Origin of the sequence: Streptomyces coerulescens (assembly GCF_042657965.1) — a bacterium.
Classification (GTDB): Bacteria; Actinomycetota; Actinomycetes; order Streptomycetales; family Streptomycetaceae; genus Streptomyces; species Streptomyces coerulescens.
Window position 1 is genome coordinate 390,498 of the sequence record NZ_JBHSKM010000019.1, and the last position, 13,722, is coordinate 404,219.

General features: G+C 69.2%; 10 protein-coding genes. All 10 read right to left on the reverse strand.

Going from position 1 to position 13,722, the window contains the following annotated elements; genetic code table 11:
* Positions 1-30: 30 nt before the first annotated feature.
* The 10 genes from ACFPQ9_RS24810 to ACFPQ9_RS24855 all read right to left on the reverse strand — a co-directional run bounded on the left by ACFPQ9_RS24810 (position 31) and on the right by ACFPQ9_RS24855 (position 13,680).
* Positions 31-1,533 carry a CYTH and CHAD domain-containing protein gene (locus tag ACFPQ9_RS24810; RefSeq protein ID WP_380857227.1) on the reverse strand — a complete coding sequence of 501 codons (1,503 nt, stop codon included), beginning with the start codon at positions 1,531-1,533 and terminating at the stop codon, positions 31-33.
* A gap of 165 nt (positions 1,534-1,698) precedes the next feature.
* Positions 1,699-2,898: a rod shape-determining protein RodA gene (gene rodA / locus ACFPQ9_RS24815; RefSeq protein ID WP_380857230.1), complete on the reverse strand. Its 1,200-nt coding sequence runs from the start codon at positions 2,896-2,898 to the stop codon at positions 1,699-1,701.
* Complete coding sequence (gene mrdA / locus ACFPQ9_RS24820) at positions 2,895-5,156, reverse strand: penicillin-binding protein 2 (protein ID WP_380857233.1); 2,262 nt, start codon at positions 5,154-5,156, stop codon at positions 2,895-2,897. Before mrdA ends, rodA begins: the two co-directional genes overlap by 4 nt.
* A gap of 157 nt (positions 5,157-5,313) precedes the next feature.
* Positions 5,314-5,994: a rod shape-determining protein MreD gene (gene mreD / locus ACFPQ9_RS24825; RefSeq protein ID WP_380857236.1), complete on the reverse strand. Its 681-nt coding sequence runs from the start codon at positions 5,992-5,994 to the stop codon at positions 5,314-5,316.
* A 13-nt stretch (positions 5,995-6,007) separates the two neighbouring features.
* A complete protein-coding gene (gene mreC / locus ACFPQ9_RS24830; RefSeq protein ID WP_380857239.1) occupies positions 6,008-7,057 on the reverse strand; it encodes a rod shape-determining protein MreC in 1,050 nt (349 codons plus the stop codon).
* A gap of 181 nt (positions 7,058-7,238) precedes the next feature.
* Positions 7,239-8,258, reverse strand: a complete 1,020-nt coding sequence (locus ACFPQ9_RS24835) for a rod shape-determining protein (protein ID WP_004931372.1) — start codon at positions 8,256-8,258, stop codon at positions 7,239-7,241.
* A 279-nt stretch (positions 8,259-8,537) separates the two neighbouring features.
* Positions 8,538-8,951: a nucleoside-diphosphate kinase gene (gene ndk / locus ACFPQ9_RS24840; protein WP_380857245.1), complete on the reverse strand. Its 414-nt coding sequence runs from the start codon at positions 8,949-8,951 to the stop codon at positions 8,538-8,540.
* Between the two features lie 81 nt (positions 8,952-9,032).
* On the reverse strand, positions 9,033-9,389 hold the full coding sequence (locus tag ACFPQ9_RS24845) for a DUF4233 domain-containing protein (protein ID WP_380857248.1): 357 nt from the start codon (positions 9,387-9,389) through the stop codon (positions 9,033-9,035).
* An 8-nt stretch (positions 9,390-9,397) separates the two neighbouring features.
* Entirely contained in the window at positions 9,398-10,885 is a 1,488-nt protein-coding gene (gene folC / locus ACFPQ9_RS24850) for a bifunctional tetrahydrofolate synthase/dihydrofolate synthase (RefSeq protein WP_380857251.1), read from the reverse strand.
* Between the two features lie 170 nt (positions 10,886-11,055).
* Positions 11,056-13,680 carry a valine--tRNA ligase gene (locus ACFPQ9_RS24855; RefSeq protein ID WP_380857254.1) on the reverse strand — a complete coding sequence of 875 codons (2,625 nt, stop codon included), beginning with the start codon at positions 13,678-13,680 and terminating at the stop codon, positions 11,056-11,058.
* Between the last annotated feature and the right edge of the window lie 42 nt (positions 13,681-13,722).

Here is a 13,722-nt window from a genome sequence, read left to right on the forward strand (position 1 = left end):
ACCGCGGGCACCCCCCGTACGTCCGAAGGCTCACAGGACGTCCGTCCCGTCCTTGATCCCGTCCCAGAATCCGGGCAGCTCGGCCTCCACGGCCGCTGCGCGCCGCTCCTCGCGCCCGTAGAGCAGCCCGTAGGTGAAAGCGCTCTCCCCGGCCGCGTGCGCCACCGCGGCCAGCTCGCGCAGGGTGAGGCGGGCCATGACGCTGTCCTGGTGCTCGCCGAGCAGGCTCTGCAGCGACTTCATCGTCTTGGCCAGGTCCTTTGCCGGCTTACCGAGCGCCGGGGTGGCCGCCTCCGCCGCGTAGCGGGTGCGCTTGGTCTTCTTGCGGGCCTCGTGGATGGCCACGTCCCGGTCGGTGCCGGGGTCCAGCCGCACCGCCTGCTCGACCAGCGCGGTGACCTTCCCGAAATCCTTCTTGACGGCCTTGGGCAGCACCTTGCCGGGCTTGCCACCGGCGGACTTCGACAGCGGCGGATCGGCCAGCAGCGCGTCCAAGGTGTCGAGGAGGGCCAGGTAACGGCCGGAGTCGAGGACCCCGATCAGCCGGGCGCTCGCCCCGCCGGGCCGCTCGCCGGCCCAGTGGCTCATCCGCTCGGCGACCGGCCCGGACACCAGCGGCTCGGGCACCTCCTCCAGTGCCGCGCTCAGGCGTTCGTTGAGGACCTCGCGGTCCCGGTCCACGCCCAGCTCACCGGCGAGCCACTTCAGCTCGTCGGCGATGGGTGCGGTGACCGCCCGGTCCAGGACCTTGCCGAAGGACTTGAAGGTGCTGCGCATCCGGCGGGTCGCGACGCGCATGCTGTGGACGGAGTCCTCGGCGTCCTGGCGTACGGCCGGATCCAGCTCGACGATCGCGTCCCGCTGGGCCCGCACATAGGCGAGCACATGGTCACCGGCGGTCACGAGGTCCGCGGCGGGCCCGGGGGCGAGCTTCTTCGGAGCGGTCTCGGCCAGCGCCCGCGCCAGCTTCGACGCCGACTTCGACGGCCGTACGCCCGCCTTGCGCAGGCGCTTCTCCACCATGTCGAGGAAGCCCGGATCGACGTCGTCGGACAGCTCCACCTCGATCTCGCTCCACTGCGCGCTGCCGTCCCCGCCGGCGAGCCGCTGCGCGTGTACGGCGTCCACACTGACCTCGGCCAGCACCCGCCCGTCGGCGTCCACGAGGTCGCGCACATCCCGGTCGGAACGTAGCCGGACCACCGGCACCAGTTCGGCGTGCCGAACCCGGGAGCGGACGAGCCCGGCGAGCGCGTCGGGCAGGTCGTCGGACAGCGGTGCCTGGATCTCGTCCCGCACTCCCGGGGCGACGGGGAACTTCAGATGCCAGCCGGCGTCGGACCCGCCCGTTCTGCGGCGCAGCGTGATCGACGCCGTCGCGAGGCGCTGATCCGGGGTGTCGTAGTAGGTGGCGTCCAGATGCGCGACACCCTTGTCGACGACGGACGCGACCCCGGCGACGCCGGTCAGGTCGGGCAGGCCGCTGTCGTCGGATTCATACTTCCGCTCGATTTCGCGCTTCGTGTCCGCCATGAACCGAATCTAATCGGAGTCCCGACCGGATGACAGGGCTTACCAGCCATGAACCACAGGCGTACGGGCGGTGAAGACAGGGGGACCGGCCGATTCCGCTCACGGTCCGGGCGGCGCGGAGACTCCGTGCCGCCGGACACCGCCCGCCTCCAGCGAACGCGGAGTTCAGGCCGACATCGGACGTTGCACCCGGATCGACTGGAGCAGTCCCACGGCCACCCACACCGCGAACATCGACGATCCGCCATAGGAGACGAACGGCAACGGCAGACCCGTCACCGGCATGATCCCCAGCGTCATCCCGACGTTCTCGAACGACTGGAAGGCGAGCCACGCCACGATCCCGGCCGCGACGATGGTCCCGTACAGCTCGGTCGTCTCACGGGCGATCCGGCAGGCCCGCCAGAGGATCACACCGAGCAGTACGATGATCAGCCCGCCGCCGAGGAAGCCCAGCTCCTCCCCCGCCACCGTGAAGACGAAGTCGGTCTGCTGCTCCGGCACGAACTGGCCGGTGGTCTGCGAACCGTGGAACAGCCCCGCTCCCGCGAGCCCGCCCGAACCGATCGCGATACGCGCCTGGTTGGTGTTGTAGCCGACGCCCGCCGGGTCGAGTTCGGGGTTGGCGAAGGCCGCGAAACGGGCGATCTGGTAGTCGTCCAGGACGCCGAGCTGCCAGACCGCGATCGCGCCGATGGTCCCCGCCCCGATCAGTCCGAAGACCCAGCGGTTGGAGGCACCGGACGCGAGCAGCACACCCAGCACAATCACCACCATGACCATGACCGACCCGAGGTCGGGCATGAGCAGCACGATCAGCATCGGCACCGTGGCCAGACCAAGCGCCTGCATCACCGTGCGGTGGTCCGGGTAGGGCTTGTCGCCCGCGTCCACTCTCGCCGCCAGCAGCATCGCCATGCCCAGGATGATCGTGACCTTCACGAACTCCGAGGGCTGCAGCGAGAAGCCGCCGGGCAGCTTGATCCAGGAGTGGGCGCCGTTGATCGTGGAGCCGAGCGGTGTGAGCACCAGCAGGATCAGGAAGACCGACAGGCCGTACAGGATCGGCACGGCCGTGCGCAGCGCGCGGTGGCCCAGCCAGACGGTCCCTATCATCAGCGCGAGCCCGATGCCGGTGTTCAGGACGTGCCGGATCAGGAAGTAGTACTGGTCGCCCTGGTTGAGCTCGGTGCGGTTGCGGGTCGCCGAGTACACCAGGAGCGCACCCATCAGCGACAGGGCCGTCGCCGACAGCAGTATCGGCCAGTCCAGCCGGCGGGCCATCGAATCGCGGGCGAACAGGCGGGTCCAGCCCGCCCGTTCCGGTCCGTACCCGGAGACCTGGAAACTGTTGGCGCCGGTCATGTCAGCATCCTCCGGCTTCCCCGCCTGCGGCCGCCGCGTCGCCTGCGCCGGGTGTCCCGGTTCTCGGCCGTCGGCGTCGCCACGGTCCCGGCGAGCTGCTGCTCGTCCGTGGAGTCCTCGCCCTCCTGGCTGACCCGCTGCTCCTTCGCCGGGTCCTTGGAGACCTTCGGCGAGGCCATGGTGCCGTCCGTGCGGACCTTCGGCAGGTTCTTCTGCGGCGTGGGCAGCAGCGCGTTCTTCTTGTTGATCGTGCCGTCGTCGGAGACGCCGTACAGCGCGTCGTAGATGTTGCGCACGGCCGGACCCGAGGCACCGGAACCCGTACCACCCTGGGAGATCGTCATGACGACCGAGTAGTCCTTGGTGTACGTGGCGAACCACGAGGTCGTCTGCTTGCCGTAGACCTCCGCGGTACCGGTCTTGGCGTGCATCGGGATCTTGTCCTGCGGCCAGCCGACGTCGGCGAACCGCCAGGCCGCGGTACCGCGGGTGGCGACACCGGCGAGGGCGTCGTCCATCGCGGCCAGCGTCTTGCGGCTTATCGGCAGCTTGCCGTGCGACTTGGGCTCGATCTCCGCTACGGACTTGCCGTCGGCGCTGACGACGGCCTTGCCGACGGTCGGGTCGTAGAGGGTGCCGCCGTTGGAGATGGCCGAGTAGATCGTGGCCATCTGGATCGGGGTGACGAGGGTGTCGCCCTGGCCGATGGAGTAGTTGACGGAGTCACCGGCGCGCATGCGGTTGCCTTCGAGGCAGTTCTCGTAGGCGATCTTCTCGGCGTACGAGCCGTCCTTCTTGCCGTACTTGCACCAGGCGTCCTTGTTGGCCTTCCAGTAGTCCTGCTTCCACTGGCGGTCGGGGACGCGGCCGGTGACCTCGTTGGGCAGGTCGATACCGGTCTCCGCGCCGAGGCCGAACTGGTGGGCCGTCTTGTAGAACCAGTCGCCCGGGTTCTTCTTCGGCTTGGTGCCGCCGTCGCGCTTCCACTCCTCGTGGGAGAGCCGGTAGAAGACGGTGTCGCAGGAGACCTCCAGGGCGCGGCCGAGGCTGATCGGGCCGTATCCCTTGGACTCGAAGTTCTTGAAGACCTGGCCGCCGATCGAGTACGAGCTGGAGCATTCGTAGGGGCCGTCGAAGGAGTAGCCGGCGTTGACCGCGGCGGCCGTCGGGACGACCTTGAAGATCGAGCCGGGCGCCGACTGGCCCTGGATGGCGCGGTTGAGCAGCGGGTAGTTGGATGCCTTGCCCGTGAGCGTCTTGTAGTCCTTGGCGGAGATGCCGCCGACCCAGGCGTTGGGGTCATAGGTCGGGTTGGACGCCATGGCGACGATGCGGCCGGTCTTGGCCTCCATCACGACCACGGCGCCCGAGTCGGCCTTGTACGGCTCGTTGGTGTTGCGGTCCCACTCCTGGCGGGCCTTCTTCATGGCGTCGTTCAGCTCGTACTCGGCGATGCGCTGCACGCGGGCGTCGATGCTGGTGACGAGGTTGGAGCCGGGCTGCGCGGCGTCGGCCTTGGCCTGGCCGATGACGCGGCCCAGGTTGTCGACCTCGTAGCGGGTGACGCCGGCCTTGCCGCGCAGCTCCTTGTCGTACTGGCGCTCCAGGCCGGAGCGGCCGACCTGGTCGGAGCGCAGGTAGGGCGAGTCGGTGTCCTGGGCCTGCTGGAGCTCCTCGTCGGTGACCGGGGAGAGGTAGCCGAGGACCTGGGCGGTGTTGGACTTGCCCGGGGCCGGGTAGCGGCGCACGGCCTGGGGCTCGGCGGTGATGCCGGGGAAGTCCTCGGCGCGCTCACGGATCTGCAGGGCCTGCTTGGCGGTGGCCTCGTCGGTGATGGGGATCGGCTGGTACGGCGAGCCGTTCCAGCACGGCTGCGGCGTTTCGGCGTCGCACAGCCGGACCTTCTCCTTCACTTCGCTGGGTTTCATGCCCAGCACGCCGGCGAGCTTGGTCAGGACGGCCTTGCCGTCGTCCGGCATCTTCAGCAGGTCTGTGCGGGAGGCGGAGACGACCAGCCGGGTCTCGTTGTCGGCGAGGGGCACTCCGCGCGCGTCCAGGATCGAGCCGCGCACGGCGGGCTGGACGACCTGCTGGACGTGGTTGCCGGACGCCTCCTTGGCGTAGGCGTCGCCCTCGCGGATCTGGAGGTACCACAGGCGCCCGCCGAGAGTGCCGAGGAGCGAGAGGACGAGGATCTGGATGACGATGAGCCGGATCTGGACGCGTGGCGTCCGGCCGGTCTCCGGGATGTTGGTCACTGCGCTGCCTCCCCCTCTCAGTGCGAGTGCCGGCGCGGATACGGCTGCGATGCCGAACGCGAGCGCGGATGCGACTGTGCGTGTACGAGTGATGAACGTCCGGCCCACACGGCCCGGTTCCTACCGGCCTCACCCGTCCGGGTGAACTCCCCTGTCCTCACAGCCGCTTGACCCCCTTGATGCGCCCGGCGCGCGCCGTGCGCGCCCGACTCGCCTTCACCTTCAGGCCGCCCAGTCCGCCGCGCTGGCCGCCGATGCGCAGGCCGGTGCCGCCGGAGAGCCAGCCGGAGGAGATGTCGGCCTTCTTGGCCTGGGAGCTGGTGTCGGCGAGCGGGTCGTTCTCCGCGCGCCGGGCCAGCGCCATGATCCCGGGGACGACGAACGGTGCGAGCAGCAGGTCGTACAGGGCCGCTGTGAACAGCAGGCTGCCGAGGCCGACATGGCGGGCGGCGGTGTCCCCGACCAGGGCGCCGACCCCCGCGTACAGCAGGGTGGTGCCGATAGCGGCGACGACCACGACGACCATCGGCCCGGTGGCCGACTTCAGTCGGCCGTTGTCCGGCTTGACGAGCCCGGCGAGGTAGCCGATCACGCACAGCACCAGCGCATAGCGGCCGGCGGCATGGTCGGCGGGCGGCGCGAGGTCGGCGAGCAGACCGGCGCCGAAGCCGACGAGGGCGCCGCCGACATGGCCGTAGACCATGGCGAGGCCCAGCACGGTGAGCAGCAGCAGATCGGGGACGGCGCCCGGCAGATGCAGCCGGGCCAGGACGCTCACCTGCACCACCAGGGCGACGACGACCAGAGCGGAGGAGAGCAGGATTCGGTTGACGCGCATCGGGCTTCAGCTCCTACTGCTCTTGCTCGTTCTGGCTCTGTCCGTCGCCCGGAGGCTGATACTGACCGTCGGCCCGGGGCTGGTACAGCCCGTCGGCCAGCGGCTGGTCCTGGCCGTCCGCCTGCGGCTGGTCCTCGCCGTCGGCCGAGGGCTCGGCGCCCGGCGTGACCGTGACCGTCACGGTAGGCGTGGGAGTCGGCTTGGGCTTGGCGGGGAGCACCGTGTCGCGCGGGTCCTTCGTGGGCGCCTGCACGACGACGCCGACGATGTCGAGCTTGGAGAAGCCGACGTACGGCGTGACGTAGAGGGTGCGGGTCAGGTCGCCGCCGGACGGGTCGACGCGGGAGACGACACCGACGGGGACGCCCGGCACGAAGGGCTTGTCGGCCTGCGAGCCGAAGGTGACGAGCCGGTCGCCCTTCTTCACCTCGGCCTTGCCGTTGAGGAGTTCGACGCGCAGCGGACGGTCCCCCTGGCCGGAGGCGAAGCCGAGCTCGTCGGTGGACTCCATGCGTGTGCCGACGGTGAAGTCGGGGTCGTTGGCGAGCAGCACGGTGGCGGTGTTCGGGCCGACGGTGGTGACCCGCCCGACCAGCCCGTCGCCGTTCAGGACGGTCATGTCGCGCTGGATGCCGTCGTTGGCGCCGACATCGATGGTGATGGTCCAGGAGAAGCCCTGGGCCGCCCCTATGGCGATGACCTCGGCACCCTTGATGCCGTACTGGCCCGCGCCCGCGACCTTCAGCATCTTGTCCAGCTGCTTCAGCCGGCTGCTGTCCCGGTCCTCGCTGCCGAGCTTCGCCTTGAGGGCGGCGTTCTCCTGCTCCAGCTGGGCGAGCCGGTCGTGGCGCTCGCCGGAGTCACGGATCGCGGCGACCGCGTTGCCGACCGGGTTCACCGCGGCCGACACACCGTCCTCGATCGGGCCGAAGACCGTGGCAGCGGCCTGGCGGGCACCGTCGACCGGGGAGTCCTCACCACCGCGGATATCCACCGTGATCAGTGCGAACGCGATGGCGATCAGCAGCACCAGGAGCAGCCGGCTCTCTCGTGTGTCCCTCACGTGCGGCGGCCGTGCCCTTCCTCATCGGAATGTGCAGAGGTTTTTGGTCTTCAAATGTGCAGAGGTGTTGGTCTTCAGATGTTTCGGAGGCGCAGAAACGTATGGGTGAGCTTATGCCTCTATATCAACGATCCGCCGTACGAGAGGAGATCATCCCGTACGGCGGAACCGAAGAGTTACGTCATCTGCGCGGCTGGGCGTCGAGCACCTGCTGCAACGCCTCGAACTCCTCGACACACTTGCCGGAGCCGAGCGCCACGCTGTCCAGCGGGTCCTCGGCGATGTGGATCGGCATGCCGGTCTCGCGCCGCAGCCGCTCGTCGAGGCCACGCAGCAGGGCACCGCCGCCGGTCAGAACGATTCCTCGGTCCATGATGTCGCCGGACAGCTCCGGCGGGCACTTGTCGAGGGTCGTCTTCACGGCGTCCACGATGGCGTTGACCGGTTCCTCGATGGCCTTGCGCACCTCGGCCGCGGAGATGACGACGGTCTTCGGCAGTCCGGAGACGAGATCCCGGCCACGGATCTCGGTGTGTTCGTCGGCGTCGAGGTCGTACGCCGAACCGATCGTGATCTTGATCTGTTCGGCCGTCCGCTCACCCAGCAGAAGGGAGTACTCCTTCTTGATGTGCTGGATGATCGCGTTGTCCAGCTCGTCGCCCGCGACACGGATCGACTGGGCGGTGACGATGCCGCCGAGGGAGATGACCGCGACCTCCGTGGTGCCGCCGCCGATGTCGACCACCATGTTGCCCGTGGCCTCGTGGACCGGCAGGCCGGAGCCGATGGCCGCGGCCATGGGCTCCTCGATGATGTGCACCTGGCGGGCGCCGGCCTGGGACGACGCCTCGATGACGGCGCGACGCTCGACGCCGGTGATGCCGGACGGCACACAGACGACGACCCGCGGACGGGCCAGATAACGCCGCTTGTGGATCTTCAGGATGAAGTAACGGAGCATGCGCTCGGTGATCTCGAAGTCGGCGATCACGCCGTCCTTCAGCGGACGCACGGCAACGATGTTGCCGGGCGTGCGCCCGATCATCTTCTTCGCCTCGGCGCCGACGGCGAGGATGCCGCCGGTGTTCGTGTTGATCGCGACGACGGACGGTTCGTTGAGTACGATCCCGCGACCCCTGACGTACACCAGCGTGTTGGCGGTCCCGAGGTCGACAGCCATGTCACGGCCGATGAACGACATTGAGTTCCCCATCAGGATTCGTCTGGCCTTCCCGGGAGCTTTTGATGGCTTGTCAGGTCGGCGAAGTGGGTGCTGTGACGTGAAGGCTTCCATCGTAGACGCGCCTGCACGAACACTGCGGGAGGGTCTTCGCCATTGTCAGCAGATGGCGAGTCGCCTCGCTTGTGGAGACGGGCCATCGGGGGCACTCGTTCCCTCGATCGCCACGCATATGCATTTGGTATGCACTCAGGTGCGGAGATTCAATCTCCACACCCTCTCCGTTCAACTACGAAGGCGTTACGCGCGCCCCGGGAAGAAGATCTTCACCTCGCGCTCGGCGGACTCCTCGGAGTCGGAGGCGTGGATGAGGTTCTCGCGGACGATCACGCCGAAATCACCGCGGATGGAGCCGGGCGCGGCGGCGATCGGGTCGGTCGGACCGGCGAGGGCGCGCAGCCCCTCGATGACCCTCTCGCCCTCGACGATCAGGGCGACGACCGGGCCGGAGGCCATGAACTGAACCAGCGGCTCGTAGAAGGGCTTGCCCTTGTGCTCGCCGTAGTGCTGCTCCAGGGTCTCCTGATCCAGGGTCCGCAGCTCCAGCGCGGTGATCTGCCAGCCGGCCTTGCGCTCGATACGGCTGATGATCTCGCCGGTCAGGCCGCGGCGAACTGCGTCGGGCTTGAGCAGGACGAGGGTGCGCTGGGTCACAGGGAGGCTCCTTCTTACAACCGGTGTGCGGTGATGCCGGTGGACGGTGGGATGAGGTTACAGGGCGTGTCCAGGCGCCTGTTACGCAGCGTCAGGTGTGGAGGAGTCCGCCTGCGCGGCGAATCTCGCCTTGGCCTCGTCGACCTTCTTGCCGTAGTGCACGGAAGCCCACCAAAGTGCCGCGAAGACCGCGCCCAGGAAGAACATCGTGGGAACAATGAAGCCGGAGGCGATGAGCGCCACCTGGAGGGCCCAGCCGAGCGCGACACCGCCGGGGCGGGTCACCAGGCCGCACAGCAGCACGCACAGGAACATCGCGACGCCGCTGACCGTCCACACCGTCGACATGGCCAGATCCGGGTCCTTCATGGCGACCAGACCGGCGAAGCCGATGACGAAGAACTCGCCGATCAGGGTCGAGGAACAGAGGATACGCATCTTCGGACTCAGCCCTTCCCCAGCAGCAGCCGGGCCTCGCCGACCGTGATGACGGACCCGGTGACCAGCACACCGCCGCCCGTGAACTCGCCCTCCTCCTCGGCCAGCGTGATCGCGGCCTCCAGGGCGTCCGGCAGCCGCGGCTCGACCTGCACGCGCTCGTCGCCGAACACCTCGACGGCGATGGCCGCGAGCTCGTCGGCGTCCATGGCGCGGTGCGAGGAGTTCTGGGTGACGACGACCTCGGCGAAGATCGGCTCGAAGGCCTCCAGCAGCTCGCGCACGTTCTTGTCGCCGCTCGCGCCGACGACGCCGATGAGCCGGCTGAAGTCGAACGCCTCCCCGATCGCCTCGGCGACCGCCCGCGCGCCCGCCGGGTTGTGGGCGGCGTCCAGCACGACCGTCGGAGAGCGCCGTACGACCTCCATCCGGCCCGGCGAGGCGACGGCCGCGAACGCCTTGCGGACCGTGTCGATGTCCAGCGGCTCGGCCCGGGCGGCGCCCACGCCGAAGAACGCCTCCACGGCGGCCAGGGCCACGGCGGCGTTGTGCGCCTGGTGCGCTCCGTGCAGCGGCAGATACACCTCGGGGTACTCGCCGCCGAGTCCGCGCAGGGTGACCAGCTGTCCGCCGACGGCGACCTGACGTGCGACGACGCCGAACTCCAGGCCCTCGCGGGCGACGGTGGCGTCGACCTCCACGGCCTTCTTCAGCAGCACCTGCGCGGCGTCGACCGGCTGCTGGGCCATGATCACGGTGGCGTCCTGCTTGATGATGCCGGCCTTCTCGACGGCGATCTCGCCCGGGGTGGCGCCCAGCCGGTCGGTGTGGTCGAGGTCTATCGGCGTCACGACGGCGACGTCGCCGTCGATGACGTTGGTGGCGTCCCAGGAGCCGCCCATGCCCACTTCCACGACGGCGACGTCGACGGGCGCGTCCGCGAAGGCCGCGTACGCCATGCCCGTGAGCACCTCGAAGAACGACAGGCGGTACTCCTGCGAGGCGTCGACCATCTCGACGTACGGCTTGATGTCGTTGTACGTCTCGATGAAGCGCTCGGCCGAGATCGGGGCGCCGTCGAGGCTGATGCGCTCGGTGATCGACTGGACGTGCGGTGAGGTGTAGCGGCCGGTGCGCAGCTCGAAGGCGCCGAGGAGGGCCTCGATCATGCGGGCGGTCGACGTCTTGCCGTTGGTGCCGGTGATGTGGATCGAGGGGTACGACCGCTGGGGCTCGCCCAGGACGTCCATGAGCGCGGCGATACGGCTGACCGAGGGCTCCAGCTTGGTCTCGCCCCAACGGGTCGCCAGCTCCGCCTCGACCTCGCGCAGGGCCTTGTCGACCTCGGGGTCCTCGGGGCGCGTGGGCACGTCTGCCTGCGGCTGGCCGCCCTGGGTGCGCAGGGTTCGGCTGCCGGCCTCGATGACGGCGAGGTCGGGGTCGCGGTCCGTTTCCGCCGCGATGATCTCGTCGAAGTCGTCGTCGCTCTCACTCACGGGGTCAGTCTACGGAGGGGGACTGACAGTGCGCCCAGGGAGTGGGGTGGTGGGGGTTGTCGGGCGGGTGCGGGTGCGTTGTGGCTGGTCGCGCAGTTCCCCGCGCCCCTGGGTAGGCATAGGCCCCCGGTGCTGAACAGCTCCGGGGGCCTTTACTCGCGTAAAACGACTTACGCTTCCGGCAGCCTCTCCAGTTGGGCCTTGATCCGCGCGATGTCCTCGTCCGCCTTCGCCAGCCGCCCCCGGATCTTCTCCACCACCTGGTCCGGCGCCTTCGCCAGGAACGCCTCGTTGCCGAGCTTGGCGGTGGCCTGGGCCTTCTCCTTCTCGGCGGCCGCCAGGTCCTTCGCGAGGCGCTTGCGCTCCGCCGCCACGTCGATCGTGCCGGAGAGGTCGAGGGCGACCTGCGCGCCCGCGACCGGCAGCGTCGCCGTGGCCGTGAAGGACTCGCCCTCCGGCTGCAACCGCAGCAGCTGACGGATCGCCGCCTCGTGCGGGGCGAGCGCCGTGCCTTCCAGGGTCAGCCGGGCCGGGACGCGCTGGCCCGGCTGGAGGCCCTGGTCGGCGCGGAAGCGGCGGACCTCGGTGATGACCGACTGGAGCGACTCGATCTCCTGCTCGGCGCCCTTGTCGCGGAAGCCGCTGTCGGCCGGCCACTCGGCGATCACGATCGACTCGCCGCCGGTCAGCGTGGTCCACAGGGTCTCCGTGACGAACGGGACCACCGGGTGCAGCAGCTTCAGCGTCACGTCGAGGACCTCGCCGAGGACGCGCTTGGAGACCTCGGCCGGCTCGCCGCCCGCCTGGAACGTCGTCTTGGACAGCTCGACGTACCAGTCGAAGACCTCGTCCCACGCGAAGTGGAAGAGGGCGTCGGACAGCTTGGCGAACTGGAAGTCCTCGTAGAACGCGTCGACTTCGGCGACGACGGAGTTCAGGCGGGACAGGATCCAGCGGTCCGTCGACGACATCTTCGACGCGTCCGGCAGCGGGCCGTCCACCGTCGCGCCGTTCATCAGCGCGAAGCGGGTCGCGTTCCAGATCTTGTTGGCGAAGTTGCGGGAGCCCTGGACCCAGTCCTCGCCGATCGGGACGTCGACACCGGGGTTGGCGCCGCGCGCGAGGGTGAAGCGCAGCGCGTCGGAGCCGTACTTGTCCATCCAGTCCAGCGGGTTGACCGCGTTCCCGAAGGACTTCGACATCTTCTTGCCGAACTGGTCGCGGACCATGCCGTGCAGGGCGATGGTGTGGAACGGCGGGGTGCCGTCCATCGCGTACAGGCCGAACATCATCATCCGGGCGACCCAGAAGAAGAGGATGTCGTAGCCGGTGACCAGGACGGAGTTCGGGTAGAACTTCGCGAGCGACTCGGTCTGTTCGGGCCAGCCGAGGGTCGAGAAGGGCCACAGGCCGGAGGAGAACCAGGTGTCGAGGACGTCGGTGTCCTGGTGCCAGCCCTCGCCGGTCGGGATCTCGTCGTCGGGGCCGACGCAGACGACCTCGCCGTTCGGGCCGTACCAGACCGGAATCCGGTGCCCCCACCACAACTGCCGCGAGATGCACCAGTCGTGGAGATTGTCGACCCAGTCGAAGTACCGCTTCTCCATCTCCTGCGGATGGATCTTGACGCGTCCGTCGCGGACGGCGTCACCGGCGGCCTTCGCCAAGGGGCCGACCTTGACCCACCACTGCATGGACAGGCGCGGCTCGATGGTGGTCTTGCAGCGCGAGCAGTGGCCGACGGAGTGGACGTAGGGCCGCTTCTCGGCGACGATCCGCCCCTCGGCGCGCAGGGCCGCGACGATCGCCGATCGCGCTTCGAGCCGGTCCAGGCCCTGGAAGGGGCCGTGAGCGGTGATGACCGCGTGCTCGTCCATGATCGTGATGGCCGGCAGGTCGTGCCGCTGGCCGATCTCGAAGTCGTTCGGGTCGTGGGCCGGGGTCACCTTGACCGCACCCGTGCCGAACTCGGGGTCGACGTGGGTGTCGGCGACGACCGGGATCGAGCGGTCGGTCAGCGGCAGCTTGATGAGCTTGCCGATCAGGTGCCGGTAGCGCTCGTCGTCCGGGTGGACGGCGACGGCGGTGTCACCGAGCATCGTCTCGGCACGGGTCGTGGCGACGACGATGGTGTCGTCCCCGTCGCCGTACTTCATGGAGACGAGCTCGCCGTCGTCGTCCTGGTACTCGACCTCGATGTCCGAGATGGCGGTGAGACACCGCGGGCACCAGTTGATGATGCGCTCGGCGCGGTAGATCAGCTCGTCGTCGTAGAGCCGCTTGAAGATGGTCTGGACGGCCTGGGACAGGCCCTCGTCCATGGTGAAGCGCTCGCGCGACCAGGCGACCCCGTCGCCGAGGCGGCGCATCTGGCCGCTGATCTGCCCGCCGGACTCGCCCTTCCACTGCCAGACGCGCTCGACGAACGCCTCGCGGCCCAGGTCGTGGCGGGACTTGCCCTCCTTGCCGAGCTCGCGCTCCACGACGTTCTGGGTGGCGATGCCGGCGTGGTCCATGCCGGGCTGCCACAGCGTCTCGAAGCCCTGCATGCGCTTACGGCGCGTCAGGGCGTCGATGAGGGTGTGCTCGAAGGCGTGCCCGAGGTGCAGGCTGCCGGTGACGTTGGGCGGCGGGATGACGACGGTGTACGGCGGCTTGTCACTCTTCGCGTCCGCCTCGAAGTAACCCCGCTCTACCCAGCGCTCGTACAGCGGCCCCTCTACATCGGCCGGCGCGTACTGGGTCGGCAGTTCGGTGTCGGGCGCTGGTGGCTGCTGCTGAGCGTTCTCGGTCACGGGCTCAGTTTAGGGGTGTCTCGGGGGTGTCCCGAAACGCCT

Bases quoted from the DNA above. Each gene is read 5' to 3' on its own strand.
- ACFPQ9_RS24810 (WP_380857227.1), bottom strand. From the start codon at position 1,533: ATGGCGGACACGAAGCGCGAAATCGAGCGGAAGTATGAATCCGACGAC.
- rodA (WP_380857230.1), bottom strand. From the start codon at position 2,898: ATGACCGGCGCCAACAGTTTCCAGGTCTCCGGGTACGGACCGGAACGG.
- mreD (WP_380857236.1), bottom strand. From the start codon at position 5,994: ATGCGCGTCAACCGAATCCTGCTCTCCTCCGCTCTGGTCGTCGTCGCC.
- ACFPQ9_RS24835 (WP_004931372.1), bottom strand. From the start codon at position 8,258: ATGTCGTTCATCGGCCGTGACATGGCTGTCGACCTCGGGACCGCCAAC.
- ACFPQ9_RS24845 (WP_380857248.1), bottom strand. From the start codon at position 9,389: ATGCGTATCCTCTGTTCCTCGACCCTGATCGGCGAGTTCTTCGTCATC.